At 37.4% G+C, this 16,127-nt stretch carries 16 protein-coding genes and 1 other RNA gene; all 17 read left to right on the forward strand.

Annotation, left to right across the window (positions count from 1 at the left end):
* Positions 1-9 precede the first annotated feature (9 nt).
* The 17 genes from rbsD to DTK66_RS07805 all read left to right on the forward strand — a co-directional run bounded on the left by rbsD (position 10) and on the right by DTK66_RS07805 (position 16,099).
* On the forward strand, positions 10-405 hold the full coding sequence (rbsD, locus tag DTK66_RS07725) for a D-ribose pyranase (RefSeq protein WP_153930559.1): 396 nt from the start codon (positions 10-12) through the stop codon (positions 403-405).
* A gap of 22 nt (positions 406-427) precedes the next feature.
* Positions 428-1,792: an L-fucose:H+ symporter permease gene (gene fucP, locus DTK66_RS07730; protein WP_191668291.1), complete on the forward strand. Its 1,365-nt coding sequence runs from the start codon at positions 428-430 to the stop codon at positions 1,790-1,792.
* Positions 1,793-1,963: 171 nt separating this feature from the next.
* Positions 1,964-2,815, forward strand: a complete 852-nt coding sequence (gene cdaA / locus DTK66_RS07735) for a diadenylate cyclase CdaA (protein WP_153930557.1) — start codon at positions 1,964-1,966, stop codon at positions 2,813-2,815.
* Positions 2,799-3,686 carry a CdaR family protein gene (locus DTK66_RS07740; RefSeq protein ID WP_153930556.1) on the forward strand — a complete coding sequence of 296 codons (888 nt, stop codon included), beginning with the start codon at positions 2,799-2,801 and terminating at the stop codon, positions 3,684-3,686. The genes cdaA and DTK66_RS07740 overlap by 17 nt, the downstream gene beginning before the upstream one ends.
* Positions 3,687-3,715: 29 nt before the next feature.
* A complete protein-coding gene (gene glmM, locus DTK66_RS07745; protein ID WP_191668292.1) occupies positions 3,716-5,071 on the forward strand; it encodes a phosphoglucosamine mutase in 1,356 nt (451 codons plus the stop codon).
* 235 nt (positions 5,072-5,306) lie between these two features.
* Complete coding sequence (glmS, locus tag DTK66_RS07750; RefSeq protein ID WP_153930554.1) at positions 5,307-7,127, forward strand: glutamine--fructose-6-phosphate transaminase (isomerizing); 1,821 nt, start codon at positions 5,307-5,309, stop codon at positions 7,125-7,127.
* A 275-nt stretch (positions 7,128-7,402) separates the two neighbouring features.
* Positions 7,403-7,714, forward strand: coding sequence for a hypothetical protein (locus tag DTK66_RS07755; RefSeq protein ID WP_191668293.1), 312 nt, complete (start codon positions 7,403-7,405; stop codon positions 7,712-7,714).
* A gap of 102 nt (positions 7,715-7,816) precedes the next feature.
* On the forward strand, positions 7,817-9,682 hold the full coding sequence (locus DTK66_RS07760) for an acyltransferase family protein (RefSeq protein WP_153930552.1): 1,866 nt from the start codon (positions 7,817-7,819) through the stop codon (positions 9,680-9,682).
* An 11-nt stretch (positions 9,683-9,693) separates the two neighbouring features.
* A complete protein-coding gene (locus DTK66_RS07765; protein WP_153930551.1) occupies positions 9,694-10,161 on the forward strand; it encodes a MarR family winged helix-turn-helix transcriptional regulator in 468 nt (155 codons plus the stop codon).
* Positions 10,154-10,960, forward strand: a complete 807-nt coding sequence (locus DTK66_RS07770) for a Cof-type HAD-IIB family hydrolase (protein ID WP_153930550.1) — start codon at positions 10,154-10,156, stop codon at positions 10,958-10,960. The genes DTK66_RS07765 and DTK66_RS07770 overlap by 8 nt, the downstream gene beginning before the upstream one ends.
* Before the next feature lie 322 nt (positions 10,961-11,282).
* Complete coding sequence (gene apf, locus DTK66_RS07775; RefSeq protein WP_153930549.1) at positions 11,283-11,894, forward strand: aggregation-promoting factor; 612 nt, start codon at positions 11,283-11,285, stop codon at positions 11,892-11,894.
* A gap of 99 nt (positions 11,895-11,993) precedes the next feature.
* Positions 11,994-12,368: a transfer-messenger RNA gene (ssrA, locus tag DTK66_RS07780) on the forward strand.
* A 249-nt stretch (positions 12,369-12,617) separates the two neighbouring features.
* Positions 12,618-12,872: a hypothetical protein gene (locus DTK66_RS07785; RefSeq protein WP_172467646.1), complete on the forward strand. Its 255-nt coding sequence runs from the start codon at positions 12,618-12,620 to the stop codon at positions 12,870-12,872.
* Between the two features lie 620 nt (positions 12,873-13,492).
* Complete coding sequence (locus tag DTK66_RS07790) at positions 13,493-13,924, forward strand: hypothetical protein (RefSeq protein WP_172467647.1); 432 nt, start codon at positions 13,493-13,495, stop codon at positions 13,922-13,924.
* Positions 13,905-15,182, forward strand: coding sequence for a relaxase/mobilization nuclease domain-containing protein (locus DTK66_RS07795; protein ID WP_191668294.1), 1,278 nt, complete (start codon positions 13,905-13,907; stop codon positions 15,180-15,182). Before DTK66_RS07790 ends, DTK66_RS07795 begins: the two co-directional genes overlap by 20 nt.
* Before the next feature lies 1 nt (position 15,183).
* On the forward strand, positions 15,184-15,810 hold the full coding sequence (locus tag DTK66_RS07800; protein ID WP_172467649.1) for a hypothetical protein: 627 nt from the start codon (positions 15,184-15,186) through the stop codon (positions 15,808-15,810).
* Positions 15,800-16,099, forward strand: coding sequence for a hypothetical protein (locus tag DTK66_RS07805; protein ID WP_172467650.1), 300 nt, complete (start codon positions 15,800-15,802; stop codon positions 16,097-16,099). Before DTK66_RS07800 ends, DTK66_RS07805 begins: the two co-directional genes overlap by 11 nt.
* Positions 16,100-16,127: the final 28 nt, after the last annotated feature.

Genomic DNA, 16,127 nt, shown 5'->3' on the forward strand with positions numbered 1-16,127 from the left:
GTAAGCTTAATGAAAAAAACAGGGATTATTAATTCAGAGGTTTCCGCAGTTGTTGCCAATATGGGACATATGGATTGGCTTTCGATTGGTGACGCGGGAATGCCGGTTCCATTTGGAACAAAAAAGATTGATTTGGCAGTAGATAAAGAATTGCCAAGTTTTATGGATGTCTTGAATAACGTTTTGAAAGAAATGAAAGTTCAAAAAATTTATTTGGCAGACGAGATCAAAGACCAAAATCCAAAGCAATTAGAAAACATCAAAAAGGCTTTACCCGATGTTGACATCGCATTTATGCCTCATAGCGATTTGAAAAAGAATCTTGCTAAGACGCATGCCTTTATTCGGACTGGAGAAATGACGCCATATTCAAATATTATTCTTGAATCAGGTGTAACATTCTAAGCTAGGGGGAGAAAAGTAAATTATGGATAAAGAAATGAATAGCAGTAAAGGACAAAGTTGGATACAACTTTCCGATGGATATCTTAGTCGGACACCGATGTTCCAATTTGTTATTTTGTGTCTAATCTTTCCGCTATGGGGAGCTGCCGCGAGTCTTAATGATATTTTAATTACGCAGTTTAAGACTGTTTTTACTTTAAATGATACAGCAACTGCTTTCGTGCAGAGTGCTTTTTATGGTGGTTACTTCTTGATGGCAATTCCGGCATCAATCATTATCAAAAAGACATCATACAAGTTAGCAATTCTTATTGGGCTCTTATTTTATATTATTGGTTGTGGAATGTTTTTCCCTGCATCACATGTTGCTACTTACAGTATGTTTTTAGTTGCCATTTTTGCAATTGCCATTGGCTTAAGTTTCCTTGAAACAAGTTGTGATACTTATGCCACAATGTTTGGGCCAAAGGAAACAGCCAATAAGCGCTTGAACGTTGCAAATGTTTTGATTCCCCTTGGTGATATTATGGGGATCGTGCTTGGTAAGTACCTTATCTTTGGTGAAGGTGGCAATATTGCCGATAAGGTTTCTAAGATGTCAAAGGCTGAAGCTGAAGCATATAATCAGCACTTATTACAATTGACATTACAGCCTTATAAATATATTTTAATTGTTTTAATCATTATCTTTATCGTTTTGGCCGTTACTAAGATGCCACGGGCCAAGGCTTTTTCAACAAGTGCAGAAGCGCAGGAAGCAGCAGAAGAACAACCATCATTAGGAGAAACATTTAACTACTTATTCCATAATAAGCGTTATATGAAGGGGGTTCTTTGTCAGTTTATCTATGCTGGGATGCAGACGACTGTATGGTCATTTACGATTCGGTTAGCATTGCGTCTTGATTCGCATATTTCTGATGCCGCTGCGTCAACGTTTATGATTTATAGTTATATTGCCTGGTTCTTTGGGAAGCTTGTTGCTAACTGGTTCCTTGATCGTTATTCAATCACTAAGGTATTGATATGGTTCTCATTACTAGGAACTGTTTCATTGATTATTACCTTTACTATTCCGAATATTACTGCTGTAATTGCAGCAATTGCTACTAGTTTCTTCTTTGGACCAGAGTGGCCAACAATCTATGCACATACGCTTGATCAAATTCATGAAAAGAAGTACACAGAAACTGGTGGGGCATTTATTGTTATGTCCTTAATTGGTGGAGCAATCATCCCAACTATTCAAGGACGAGTATCTGACTTGACTGGTTCAATGCAGCTATCATTTATTGTTCCAGCAATTTGTTTTGCCTTTATTACCCTTTACTTCTGGACAGAACACCGCTGGGAAAAAGCTCATCCAAATGAAGTTCAGGAACATTAGTATTTCCCAGGAAATAATCTAAAAATCAATTATGAGGTTCAGTGGCTAACCGTTAGCTTACTGGACCTTTATTTGTATGCTTAGGAAAATAAGCATTAATTTTGTTCAAGTCGGGTCAAACTTAAAATGAAATGATATAATATGAACGTGATTTAGAGGATGGTGAATGCGATGCAATTTATAGTTTCGCTTCTAACATGGCAGAATCTGATTCACTTGATTGATATTTTAGTGATTTGGTTTTTGATTTATGAATTATTAATGCTCATTCGTGGGACAAGAGCAGTTCAACTTTTTCGGGGAATTTTGATTATTATCCTTGTTAAAATTGTTAGCTGGTACGTTGGCCTGAGCACTGTTTCATGGGTGATGGATCAGATCATCAACTGGGGTGTTATTGCAATTGTAATTATCTTTCAGCCGGAGATTCGGCGAGGATTGGAACACCTTGGTCGAGGTACCTTCTTTACACACAACCAAACGGCTAATGAGAAGGAAGAGGATACGATCAAACAGTTGGATCAAGCAATTCAGTATATGTCGAAGCGAAGAATTGGAGCCCTAATGAGTATTCAGATGAAGACTGGGCTTGAAGAATATATTGAAACAGGAATTCCATTAGATGCTGATATTTCCGGTGCACTATTAATTAATACTTTTATTCCTAACACACCTTTGCATGACGGAGCAGTTATCATTAAAGATAATCGGATTGCGGTTGCGGCTGCCTATTTGCCACTTTCTGACAGCAAGTTAATCCCTAAAGAATTAGGGACACGTCACCGGGCGGCAGTTGGTATTAGTGAAGTGACTGACGCATTAACGATTGTAATTTCAGAAGAAACTGGTGAAGTTTCAATTACTAAGGATAATGAGTTAATTCGAAATATGTCGCGAGAAGATTATCTGAAATTCTTACGTGCGCAGTTATATACTCATGAACCACAACATGAAAACTTAGTAACAGAATTATATGCTAAGTTCCACCGCAAAGGAGGTGGCCGTCATGGGCAAGGACACTAAGGGCTTTTTCCGCCATAAGTGGGTTTTGCGAATTATTTCGTTAATTTTAGCGCTTTTCTTATTTATGTATGTAAACGGGAGTAAAAGCGGCTTTCTTCGCCAAAATACCCGCAATAACAACCAGAATAGCGCGCTAATGTCTGATAAATCAGCAACAATTAAAATGCCGCTTGACGTTACAGTGGATAATGCCAAATATATTGTGAGTGGCTATCCTCAATATGTAAAAGTTAAAGTTACTGGTCCTTCAGCACTGGTTACCACCACATCTAATACGCAAAATTTTAAGGTTTACGCAGATCTTTCGGATTTATCACCAGGAAGACACCGTGTTAAGTTAAAAACGAGTGGTTTGAATTCTGAATTGACTTCTAGTATCAATCCGCAATATATTAATGTAAATATTCAACCACGTAAGACAATTACAATGAAAGTGACTGTTCGTTTGAGCACTAAGAATTTAGATAATGGTTACCAAATTGGCCGCCCACATAGTGATATTCAAAATGTTCAAGTAACAGGGGCGCGTGAAGAGGTTAACCATGTTGATAAGATCGTCGCTTTCGTTGCGGTACCGCATGATGCTAAAGATAACATTTCACGACAAGTTACCCTTCAAGCGCTTGATCGGAACGGGCAAACATTAAATGTTGTAATTTCACCAACAACTACTAATATAACGATTCCTGTATCAGCGGGAATACAAAGTAGTAATTCAAGTAGCTCATCGTCAAGCAATGGTGCTAAAAACGATACGAGTAGCTCTAAGACGTCATCTAGGGAATCATCTTCAGAATCGTCTACAGAGACATCTCAGTCGTCAAGTAGTATAAATAGTAGTGGAGATTCAAGCTCAAGTGATGCAAATTAATTATTTAATATGAATAGAGGAGAAGTGACATGAAGTTAAAATATTTTGGAACTGATGGTGTACGTGGTGTTGCAAATAAAGATCTTAGTCCTGAATTGGCATTTCGGGTTGGTCGCGCAGGTGGGTATGTTCTTACGCGTCACTCTGAAAGAAAGCAACCACAAGTATTAGTTTCCCGTGATACCCGAATTTCTGGACAAATGCTTGAAAATGCGTTAGTTGCAGGTTTATTGTCTGTGGGGATTGAGGTTTTACGGCTGGGCGTTGTAACTACGCCAGGGGTTGCTTATCTTGTACGAGCACAAGAAGCAGATGCGGGGGTCATGATTACTGCAAGTCATAATCCCATTAAATATAATGGAATTAAGTACTTTGGAGGCAATGGCTTTAAGCTATCAGATGACCTTGAATATGAAATTGAACAATTATTAGATGCGGAAGAAGACACATTGCCACGTCCTTCTGATGAGGGCTTGGGGACAGTTGCTGATTACCATGAAGGGGCATTAAAATATACCTCATTTCTTGAACAAACAGTTTCAACAGACTTAGAAGGACTAAAGGTTGTTGTTGATGCTGCAAATGGTGCTACAAGTGGTTTTATTTCCAATCTATTTGCTGATATGAACGTTGATTTTATCCCAATCAATGACCAGCCAAATGGCTTAAATACTAATTTGAATTGTGGCTCGACCCATCCTGAAAGTTTACAAAAAGCAGTTGTTGAAAATAATGCGGACCTTGGTGTAGCTTTTGATGGAGACGGCGACCGTTGTATTGCTGTTGATAACGAAGGAAACATTGTTGACGGTGACAAAATAATGTATATCTGTGGAAAGTACATGGATAAAAAGGGGCTCCTAAAAAAAGATACAGTAGTAACAACGGTAATGAGTAACTTGGGGATGTATAAGGCCTTAGAAGCCCATGACCTCAAGAGTGTTAAAACCAAAGTCGGTGACCGTTATGTTGTCGAAGAAATGTTAAAGAATGGCTATAATCTTGGTGGAGAACAGTCAGGACATATCATTTTCTTAGATCACAATACGACGGGGGATGGAATGCTTACAGCGTTGCAACTCTTATCTGTTGTTAAGGATTCTGGTAAGACTTTAGCTGAATTAGCAAGTGATGTGACAACTTATCCACAAGAACTATTAAATATTAAAGTTGCAGATAAGGCGAGTGCCATGCAAAATGAAAAGTTAAAAGAAGTCATTGCTCAAGTTGAACAAGACATGAACGGCGATGGACGTGTTCTTGTTCGACCAAGTGGTACTGAACCGCTACTGCGGATTATGGCAGAGGCAGCAACGCCCGAATTAGTTCATGAATACGTTGAGCGAATTGGTGATGTAGCACGAGCAGAATTAGAAGTTGAATAATAAAATGTTCCGTGTTATTTTGCTATCGTTTGTTAAAATATTTGAAGCTGAGAGAAGACAAAAGTTTTTTCTCAGTTTTTTTATTTGTTATTAAATAAAAGTAAATTATATAGACCAATTGGATAAAATGATTGACAACCAAAAGTAAAAACTGTACTATACAATACAGTTACGTAGATGTAGTGCCCTGCACTAGTTATCTATACCAATTTTATTTAAAGGATGGAATTTAATTATGTGTGGAATTGTTGGAGTTACAGGGACTGACAAGAGTTTGTCAATCCTTATTGATGGATTGAAGCGCCTTGAGTATCGGGGCTACGATTCTGCTGGGGTTTACGTTAATGACCAGCAAGGACATGATTATCTTGTAAAGCGTTCAGGACGGATTGCTAACTTAGAAGCAGCCCTTAGTGATGATGTTCACGGTATGGCTGGTATTGGTCATACTCGTTGGGCCACTCATGGTGAACCAAATGAGGCTAATGCACACCCACAATACTCACAAGATGAACGTTTTTACTTAGTTCACAATGGTGTGATTGAAAACTATGCTGAATTAAAGAAAGAATATTTGTCAGACGTAAAATTTGTTAGTCAGACTGATACTGAAGTTATTGTTCAATTAGTCGATAAATTTGTTACTGAATCCGGAATGTCTACTGAAGCAGCCTTACTTAAGGTATTGCGTTTAATTAGCTCAGATTCTTCATACGCATTCGTATTAATGGACAAAGAACAACCGGACACCTTGTTTGTTGCTAAAAACAAGAGTCCATTATTAGTTGGGGTTGCTGATGGCTACAATATGGTGGGGTCGGATGCAATGTCAATGATTAAAGAAACTAATACCTTTATGGAAATTGGCGACCACGAATTGGTTGTTGTAAAGCCTGATCATGTTATTGTGAAGGACTTTGATGGCAATGAAGTAGATCGGCCAACTTTCAAAGTTGATATGGATGCTAACGCTGCTGACAAGGGAACCTATCCATACTACATGCTTAAAGAAATTGATGAACAACCAGCTGTAATGCGGAAACTTGTTCAAGAATACTTTGGCAATGATGATGTAGCACAAATTGACGAAAAGCTTCTTAAGGACATGGCAGATGCTGATCACCTATATATCGTTGGTGCTGGTACTAGTTACCATGCTGGTTTAGTTGGAGCTCGTATTTTTGAAAAATTATGTGGAATTCCTACTTCTGTTCATATTTCATCAGAATTTGCTTATGAACAACCACTACTTTCTAAGAAGCCATTCTTTATCTTCTTGAGCCAGAGTGGTGAAACTGCTGATAGTCGGGAAGTACTTGTTAATGTTAACAAAAATAATTGGCCAAGCTTAACAATTACCAACGTTGATAAGTCCACACTTTCGCGTGAAGCTACCTATACTGAATTGCTATATGCTGGTCCGGAGATCGCTGTTGCTTCTACCAAAGCTTATACTGCACAAATTGCTGTTGAAGCAATTTTAGCCCAAGCACTTGGCGTGTACATGGGTAAGCAGGCCGCTAAGGACTTTGACGTAAAACATCAATTAGGATTAGTAGCTAATGGGATGCAATCAATTACGGATAGTAAGAAGAAGGTTGAAGAAATTGCTTCTCGTTACCTATCAAAGGTTCCAAATGCATTCTATATTGGCCGAGGAATGGATTGGTCAGTTTCTCTTGAAGCAGCATTGAAATTAAAAGAAATTTCATACGTTCAAGCGGAAGGTTTTGCTTCTGGTGAATTAAAGCACGGAACAATTGCATTAATTGAAGACCACACGCCAGTTATTGGAATCATTACTCAAGATCGGACTGCTGGCTTAACCCGGAGTAACCTTGAAGAAACTCAAGCTCGTGGAGCAAGTATAATTACAATCGTTTCTCGTCACCTTGCCCAAGAAGACGATACATTTGTCTTACCTGATGTTGATGAGGTTCTTACACCGTTATTAAGTGTCTTGCCAGCGCAACTGTTGGCTTATTACACAAGTCTTGGCAAGGGACTTGATGTTGATAAGCCACGGAATTTAGCAAAGTCAGTTACTGTTCAATAAAATCTAAAAAAAGAATCAGTTAATTTTACATAAAATTTGCTGTTTTTTTTCTTTTCTCCATCTATTAGGCACTATCTAAATTGATATATTTTTGAAAAATGATTAATAAGTAGGGTTGACTTATTTTGTTGGAAGCGCTATCATAATATGTGCAAGGTATTAAGTATTTACCTTCTAATCAATTCTCTTTCTCTCTTATGCCAATCATCGTCATTTAGACGATGATTTTTTGGTTTAAACTCGTTATAATGGTAGGGTTGAAAGGGGTAGAGAAAGTGGAAGAACAACACGAAACGTTGACACTGATTGAGGAAATTACCCGTAATGATGGTTCAAAATATTATGAAATTGGTAACATGGTCCAAAATGGCCGTGCTGAACTAGCAGCAGAACGTAAATTTATTAAGGAAGTGCGGATATTAGAGTTAAATATTCCTCATTCCAAGAATGTTATTAAGTATGAGCACTTTATAAATACCCATTATAAAATGCAAGATGAATCGATGGATCATTGGGAAGAATGGAGGCGACCACCAGAAGTTGATAAGATTGTTCAAACAATCTTAAAAGAAAATCACGTCGGGTAATTAAGGTAAATACCTAAGGCTGAAAAAATAGGGTCTTGGGCTTTTTCATTCTTTCAAGAAATAATAAGTAATATGGTATGAAGAATTTGTGGAGGTCAGGCAATGAAGCCGAATTTTAATCCATCTCAGGGAATGCATACGCACTACTTTGTGACTGGAATAGACGGATTACGAACGCTAGCTGTCTTAGGCGTTATAATTTATCATTTATTACCCAATTTTTTGATGGGTGGGTACTTAGGAGTTCCGCTTTTTCTATTAATTTCTGGGTATTTTGTAACTTTTCAATTTAGTCGGCAACTTAAATATGGTGGAAGAATTGATATTAAGCACTTTTACCTGAAACGTTTTCGACGGTTGTACCCAACATTAGTAGCAATGTTAGTATTAACGACTGCTTATATTACTTTATTTGCTCACGAGTTGCTCCATAATATTCGAGCGGTAATCATCACTAATTTAACCTGGGTTTACAATTGGTGGGAAATAAGTCACGGCCAGTCCTATTTTGACCAGTTTGGCGGGATTTCACCATTTACGCACTTATGGACATTGGGAGTTGAAGCACAGTTTTATTTATTGTGGCCGTTAATTATTACCCTTTTATTTAGGATTTTTAAAGAAACGCAAGTAGTTCGGCGGATTGTATTTGTATTAGCAATCTTATCAGCGGTGGAAATGGCTGTTTTATATGATCCAGCCAATATTAACCGTGTATACTACGGAACTGATACGCGAGCATTTTCGCTTTTTCTTGGTTCGTGGTTAGGTCTGGCGTGGCCATTGAATCGTTTACGGCCAAATTTGCAGAAAAATAGCCGAGATTTACTGAATATTACAGGAATCCTGGCAACTGTTATTACGATTTTTGGTTTTTGCTCGTTAAATGGACAGTCAGCATTTACTTATCGTGGGGGAATGTTCCTCTACAGCTTTGTCGGTATTCTTTTAATGGCTACCATTCTCCATCCGGGAGCAAGTATGAACAAATGGTTTTCTAATCCAGTATTTCACTGGGTGGGACAACGCTCATACGGTATCTATGTTTATCAGTACCCTGTAATGATTTTCTACGAACGGTTAATTAAGGTCGGCAATCACCCGTTAATAAATGCTCTGGTTGAGATCGCAATAATTTTAGCGATTAGCGAGGCTTCGTACCGATTAATTGAACAACCATTTGCGCGGTATCGGTGGACAGAGTTACCTGCGGATCTTCAAAGAGTTTTAGAAAAACATCATATTAGCTGGCAAAGCGGAAGTAAGCTTTTAGCTGGTACATTAGTGTTGATAATTGCATTTATCGGTTTTTGTCAACCAAACCGGGCACCAAAGAAGACCGCAGTTCAACAGCGGATTGAGCAAAATCACCAAGCTGCTGAAGAACATAATAAAAAGATTGCTAAAGGCGAAACGGTTGCCGAAGCAAGTGGTACTACAAAGAAACTTCAAAAGCAATATGATCTAACGCCCGCCCAGATAAAAGCCGCCCAAAAGCTAAAAGTTACGGCGATTGGTGATTCAGTAATGGCAGATGCAGCAGATAGTATCCAAAAATTGATGCCGAATGCTTATGTCGATGCGCAAGTTGGGCGACAAGGGTCAGCAACGCCAGAAGTAATCAAGCAGCTAAAAGCAGATGGTCATTTAAATAAGATCGTTGTTTTGAATCTTGGAACAAATGGTGCCATGACGCAGGATACATTAGATGATATATTAAGTGCAATTGGCCCTGGACATCAGATTTTTTGGGTAACTGCGCATGTTCCAACAAAACCTTGGCAACAAACAGTTAATGATGAGATAAAAGACGTTGCCAAGAAACACAAAAATGTTCACGTTGTTGATTGGTATAAGGCTAGTCAAGGACATACCGAATGGTTTGCAAGCGATAACGTTCATATGGGACCAGCTGGAAATGACCATTTTGCTCGTTTAATCGCTAAGGCAATTTTAACTAATCATTAGGGAGGAGAATAATGGCGACAGAAGATCAATTGTTAGATAAAGCAATTAATATATACTTAACCGGCTTAAAAGGGTTAGAAAGTTTTATTTCTGAGCCAGCGAGTGAATACAATCTTTCTTTTGAGCAATTCTTGATTTTACGGATGATTATCAGTCATCCTAACATTAAATTAATGGATATTGCTAAACAGCGCCAGGTAACGAGAAGTGCTGTTTCACGGCAGCTAAAAATTCTTTTCCAACAAGAATACGTTGAGCAAAAAGCAGACCCAGCAGATCGGCGACGGATGTTTCTAGTAGCCACGGTAAAGGGTAAGCAGGTTGAAACACAGATTTGGCAAAAAATTAATCAACGTTTTTCAAAATGGGTTCGGATTTATGGTAAGGATCGTGCTGATCAATTTTTGAATTTATTTGAAGACTTTAACCAACAAATTATTCAAGGCAAAATTAGAAAGAGAGAACAAGATAATGATTAAGATGATTGCTTTAGATCTTGATAACACCTTATTAAATAGTGATAAGGAAATTAGCACACGCAACGCAGCGGTGCTTAAACAATTACATGAGCAAGGAATCCGGGTTGTTTTGTGTACCGGCCGCCCAATTAATGCAATTTGGCCGTATATTGAACAACTAGGGTTAACAAAGCCTGATGATTATACAATTACATTTAATGGTGGCTTAGTTATTAATAATGCATCTCGAGAACACCTTTTTGAATTGGGGATGGAAAAGGCAGATTTAATGCCCCTATTTGAATATATTAAGGCTGAAAAGATCCCATTAAATGTGCTTGATTTTGAACGGGTATATGAACTAAACGATTACCCAGGTTCAATTTATCGAACTGTCTTAAAAAATATTGAGTTCAATAATTTAGCTATGCGTGATTTACCAGAAACAACATATAGTAAGGCAGTGATGGCAATTGAGCCAGCTGAATTATCGACAATCATCGAAAATTTACCAGCCGATCTTAAAGTACATTATCATGCGGTTCAATCCCAACCGATGATTATGGAATTTTTACCAAAGCACTTAAATAAGGCAGTTGGATTAAAGGCGTTACTAGATCACTTTAACGAAGACTTTAGTAATTTAATGGCATTTGGGGATGCAGATAATGATTTAGAAATGATTGAAGCAGCTACACAGGGAATTGCAATGGAAAATGGGTTGCCAAATATTAAGGCAGCAGCAACTGCTATTACAGATACTAATGATAATGATGGGGTTGCAAAGTATTGCGAGCGTTATTTTGCAACACTTTTGTAATAAAGATTGTTATAAAACGTGAAATAAAGGGTGAATTTGAAGCAATTATGAAGTTTTTGCGAAAAAATTCACCTTTTTTATTTGTATTTTATTGAAATTTCCAAAAAAGTTAAGGTAACCGAAACCATAACGGGGACAAGGGATTACAAAACTTGAGGCCTAATTGCTTGACAGCCTATATTACAAAATATTACAAAAAACAAACGAAGAGCAGGAAATAGAAATGATGTTGTTACAGCTTAGTAATATTCAGAGTGTAGTATATAAGGTGTTGAAACGGAAAAGATAATTTGCTAAATAATAAAGGATGGTTGTTTAATTTATGATTTCTAAGAAAAACTTTGCTAAAGTATCTGCTACTCTTGGTGCAGTGGCCTTAGGTGTTAGTGCAACGGCTACTGCTGCTAATGCCGACACAATCTACACCGTACAAAGTGGTGACACACTTTCAGGTATTTCTTACAAATTCGCTAAGAACAACAGTATGATCAATGACCTTGCTAAGAAGAATAATATTCAAGATATTAACAAGATTTTTGTTGGTCAAAAGTTAATCATTAAGAGCGATGGAGAAATCCAAGAATACAATGCTCAAAACGCAGCTAACGCTAACGTTAATACTCAACAAGCTGCTCAACAAAATACACAAACTACTCAAGCACAACAAACGCAAAACCAAGCTAACCAAAGCTATACTTCAAATGCTTCTGGTTCAGAAGCTGCTGCTAAGGCTTGGATTGCTGGTCGTGAATCTGGTGGTAACTACGGTGCTACAAATGGTCAATACATTGGTAAGTACCAATTATCAGCATCATACCTTAATGGTGATTACTCTCCAGCAAACCAAGAACGGGTAGCTGACCAATACGTTGCTAGTCGTTACGGCTCATGGCAAAATGCTCAAGCTCACTGGCAAGCAAACGGTTGGTACTAAAATTAATTTGAATTTAACTTTAAGTCGGAACAGTTCTTATAAGGGCTTTTCCGACTTTTATTTTTTCATAAATATGATATAATATAGTTGCTTCTTTATGGGGATGTTTTATGGATTCGACAGGTATAGGTCGAGTTTCAATTGCGTTTCGAAGGTTGCGTCTTCGTAAAAACGCTCAGTTTTAAATTATAACTGCAAACAATAATTCAAACGCTTACGCATACGCTGCCTAACAAGTAGCGCGCGTAGATCCATTCCGGGTTCGTCCATGATGCGGTAATGGGTTTTATAATTAGTGGACTACGCTTATTACTCCCGCTTGAAGTAATAAGAAGAGTCTAATCAAGCTAGCTAATCATGGTTGCCCTGATCAACGGCGTTTTGGTTAGTGAAACTTAAATAGTTGAGATATGAACGTAGAGGTTGAAATGGCGATATGCTTGGACACGGGTTCGACTCCCGTCATCTCCATTGTTGGGTTGCAACCAATTTCAAATAGCTTCAAAATGCTGATATAATAAGATTTCTCAAAATATAAGATTTAAACAATTTCATTAAATTGCATCTAAATGTTGTATGAAATGTTGTACAGAAATTAAAAATATCATTTAAGCATGGCCACCACATATTACTGTGGTGGATTTTTTATTTTAAAATTTTGCTTTCCTTTTATTAGTTTAATTTTGTTATAGTAAATAAAATTTGAAAAGGATGGTGATCAGAATGATTTATTATAATCCGTCTGATATGGAAGAAGCACTTCATGATGATGAAGTCGAGATTGAAGCTCTTAAGAAAGATTTGCAATTTGAAAAAAACTTTAATGAATTGCAAAAGTTATCTGATCAAATTAATAATTTATGCCGAGAATTTAACTTGGGACTTAAGGACCTAAAGAATAATCCACCCGATGATACATTTATGCCAAAATGGCATGAATTACAAGATTTAAAGCCATATCCCGTTAATGATTATTAAATATATTAAGTCTGTAATTATTACAGGCTTTTTTATTTACCGAACGTAATTATCTAAGTTTTAACTTAGATAATGAAGGTGAGGTCTACCAACTGAAGCTATAGCGGAAGGCGGTAGTTTCGTCTTGTATTACTTCTGATATTAGAAGTAATCTGTTTGTTTACTTGACAGAACAAGTAAATGATTGTCTGTTTCTCTTCATCAATTGAAAGAGAAGGGTCTGTTTGGTTCGTTTTCGACAGGGAAAAATGAACTTGTTTTATCCAGATTTACAATCAAATCTGGTCGGTTTTGATTCTTTTGGCGAGTCAAAAGAATGTCCAATTATAAGTCTCAAAACGGTTAGTGTTTGAACGAATAATTGGACCATCGCAGGGGTGAAGGGGAGCTGATTAAGCGCCCATCCAAGGAGTACATTAGCTGTATTACAGCTAATATTAACTACTTGCAAATTGATCATCAATGTTGTAGTATTGGTATAGACCAATAAGTGGTATAGCTGAAACATTGATGATCAAACCGACGAATTACGTGATTTAGTCAACCGACACTTACCAAAGGTATAGGTTGAAAATCACTTAAAATTTTTAGAATTTTACTGGTAATGAGGAGGGAGAAATGTGAATCCTAATGCTAAGCGTAACATGATTCAGGTACGATTAAATGACGCTGAAATGAAACAATTTGAAGCAGTAAAGTTGTCATTAAGCGAAAAAACTAATGCTGCTACATTAAGAGAACTAATTCGATTAGCACCGTTGACTGAAGAACAGTCCCAAACACAAGTTAAGCACTTATTGAAGGAATACGATGATTTAGACGCTAAGATTAGTGCGTTAATGTGGGACAGTTCAAATGTTACGAAGAATTTAAATGAAATTGCTCATGCCGCTAATATTGCTAAGAATAATGATCCAACAAACGAGGATACCTGGAACTGGATTATCCAACAATTACAACAAGTTTTTCCTACAATTCAGCAATTAAATCAATTGTGTAATGAAACTAAGTCTTATTTAAAGAAAGGACTTGATGAAATTGGCAGTGCTTAATTCAACTGCTTGTCAATCTTCTTATGGCCGTTTGAGTTATATTTTCAATCAAACTGCTCATAATACAATTAAAACGAGTCATCGTGTCTTAGCTTGTTCAGGAACTAATATTAATATGTTGCATACTCCTAATGGTCATTTATCAACATTACAGTCGGGTGCTTACTTAGAAAAGCAATTTCATCAAAGTTTAAGACGAGCTTATAATCCGAAACGGAAATATCAAGCTCAAAGTATTATTATTAGTTTCTCAAACGAGGAATTTGACACTTCAGACCTAAATAAACAGGCTACACAAGCGTTACAACTAGTGCAGGGGTATGTTTACCAACATTTTGGTGATGCACAAAGCGTTTCTTGTGTTCAATGCGATGGTGATGGTGGAAAAATCCATGTCCATTTACTGATCAACACAGTAAAAACAAATGGTAAAACAGTCCCAACAAATCGCTTTTCTGTATATCGAATGCGAAGAGATTTTAATAAGTATCTTGAACGTAATTTTCAACTGGTTACAGGGAGAAAATGGTCTAATTCGTTTAATAAAGCAAGTCCGCGTAAAGATGCTAAAGAAATAATTACGCGATCAAGTTGGGAGCAGCAGCTTAAACAGACAATAGATCAAGTTAAACAAGAAGTGTGTAATGTTATCGACTTTATTAATCGTTTATCTACTATAGGTATCCAGATTAAAGAGCGAGGTAAAAAGAAACGATGGACTTATACTCAGATTATCCCAGACAAAAATGGCAAGCCAAAACTTCATCGAGTACGTGCTTATTATCAACGTAAGGATAAGGCGGGACATGTGTTATCTACGCGTGGTTTAGGTCAGGCTTATACGAGACAAGGCTTAGAAGATTATTGGCGTCAACAACTAGAAAAAGAGCAGGATATTACGCCTGTTCAAAGTCATTACAGGAAGGAAGTAAAAGCTAATGACAGAAAAGATGTTCAAACTGAACGAGAAGAACTCATTAAAATTAGAACACTCGCCCGAGATGCTCAGGCAGCAGCAAACCAACGACAGCAACGAATCAGACTCAATATTCAGCACATCCAAACCACCGAAGCTGAAGAGCGGAAACAAAGAAATAAATCTCAAGCTGGATCAACTAATCCAAGACGGGGCAACCAAAGCCGATCTAAGTCAATTAGCCAGCAGCGCCGCCTTACAGCAACTACGCGACGACGTATTCAAGAACACCAAGAGCGTGCAAAACGAACTCACGGAAAAGATGTCGGACCAAACTTCTAAGGTGATTGAAATCACCAAGAGTACACATGATATTGCTTATAACAAGGGCCTACAAGCAGACATTACAAATACTCGTCAAATAGTTGATGCACTACAGAAACGGCAAGACACAGCTAATGTGCATATGAATGAGGTAACGCGTCAGAATGAGGCTATGAATGCTGACCTTAAACAGATTGGACCGGCTATTGCAAAAGTAGTTAAGGCCCAAAATAATAATAGCGATATTTTAAATCGCGCGTTAGTACATGGATTCTTTGTACATACTACTGACGTTACGAAATCCGTGGTTAAAGAGTTTAAGGAGCTTACCGGTTTTACAATTAATGAGTTCCTACAGAATGAAATTATTAAACAAATTAATGCCAATGTGTATGAAGCTAAGCAAGCTAAAATATCGGCAATAAAAGAAGCTCAGGTAGCCGAAGAAGCACTAAAAAGGGTAACATTATTAATTCAAATGTTTACACTTTTAATGAGCGTACTTGTTTTTGAATTAGGAGTGATTATTACAATTGGTATCGTACTTCCTGGGTGGTGGAAGTTAATAGGTTTAGTAATAGCTGTTGGGATATTTGCTATCTTAAATCACTATCTAAAAGGAAAGGAAGATATTGATGGGATATAATCTAAATATCGATATTGACAATGAAGGCGCATTACGATTAGCAATACAGGGGCAACAAATTCCTCCCTGGGTATATGAAAACTCCCAGGTAGCCCACGAGAATAAGCGCGTTCGATTGGCAGCGATTCATTTACAGGCTATTGAAGAGGCCCAACAAAATCAGCAACGAAAACGCCATACCCAATTACAAAAACAAGAACAAGAGGATAAAGACAGTCAACTCAACAGACCTAAGGATAAAGTTCAACATCGTCATGCAAAAAAACAAGAAGATGAATTCACGCTCTAATAAAAAGCCCCCCTTAAAATAGGGAGGC

It is taken from the genome of Limosilactobacillus walteri, assembly GCF_014830205.1.
GTDB classification, from domain to species: domain Bacteria; phylum Bacillota; class Bacilli; order Lactobacillales; family Lactobacillaceae; genus Limosilactobacillus; species Limosilactobacillus walteri.

Coding starts and splice junctions, on each gene's coding strand:
- rbsD (WP_153930559.1), top strand. CDS start 10: ATGAAAAAAACAGGGATTATTAATTCAGAGGTTTCCGCAGTTGTTGCC.
- fucP (WP_191668291.1), top strand. CDS start 428: ATGGATAAAGAAATGAATAGCAGTAAAGGACAAAGTTGGATACAACTT.
- cdaA (WP_153930557.1), top strand. CDS start 1,964: ATGCAATTTATAGTTTCGCTTCTAACATGGCAGAATCTGATTCACTTG.
- DTK66_RS07740 (WP_153930556.1), top strand. CDS start 2,799: ATGGGCAAGGACACTAAGGGCTTTTTCCGCCATAAGTGGGTTTTGCGA.
- glmM (WP_191668292.1), top strand. CDS start 3,716: ATGAAGTTAAAATATTTTGGAACTGATGGTGTACGTGGTGTTGCAAAT.
- glmS (WP_153930554.1), top strand. CDS start 5,307: ATGTGTGGAATTGTTGGAGTTACAGGGACTGACAAGAGTTTGTCAATC.
- DTK66_RS07760 (WP_153930552.1), top strand. CDS start 7,817: ATGAAGCCGAATTTTAATCCATCTCAGGGAATGCATACGCACTACTTT.
- DTK66_RS07765 (WP_153930551.1), top strand. CDS start 9,694: ATGGCGACAGAAGATCAATTGTTAGATAAAGCAATTAATATATACTTA.
- DTK66_RS07770 (WP_153930550.1), top strand. CDS start 10,154: ATGATTAAGATGATTGCTTTAGATCTTGATAACACCTTATTAAATAGT.
- apf (WP_153930549.1), top strand. CDS start 11,283: ATGATTTCTAAGAAAAACTTTGCTAAAGTATCTGCTACTCTTGGTGCA.
- DTK66_RS07785 (WP_172467646.1), top strand. CDS start 12,618: ATGATTTATTATAATCCGTCTGATATGGAAGAAGCACTTCATGATGAT.
- DTK66_RS07795 (WP_191668294.1), top strand. CDS start 13,905: ATGAAATTGGCAGTGCTTAATTCAACTGCTTGTCAATCTTCTTATGGC.
- DTK66_RS07805 (WP_172467650.1), top strand. CDS start 15,800: ATGGGATATAATCTAAATATCGATATTGACAATGAAGGCGCATTACGA.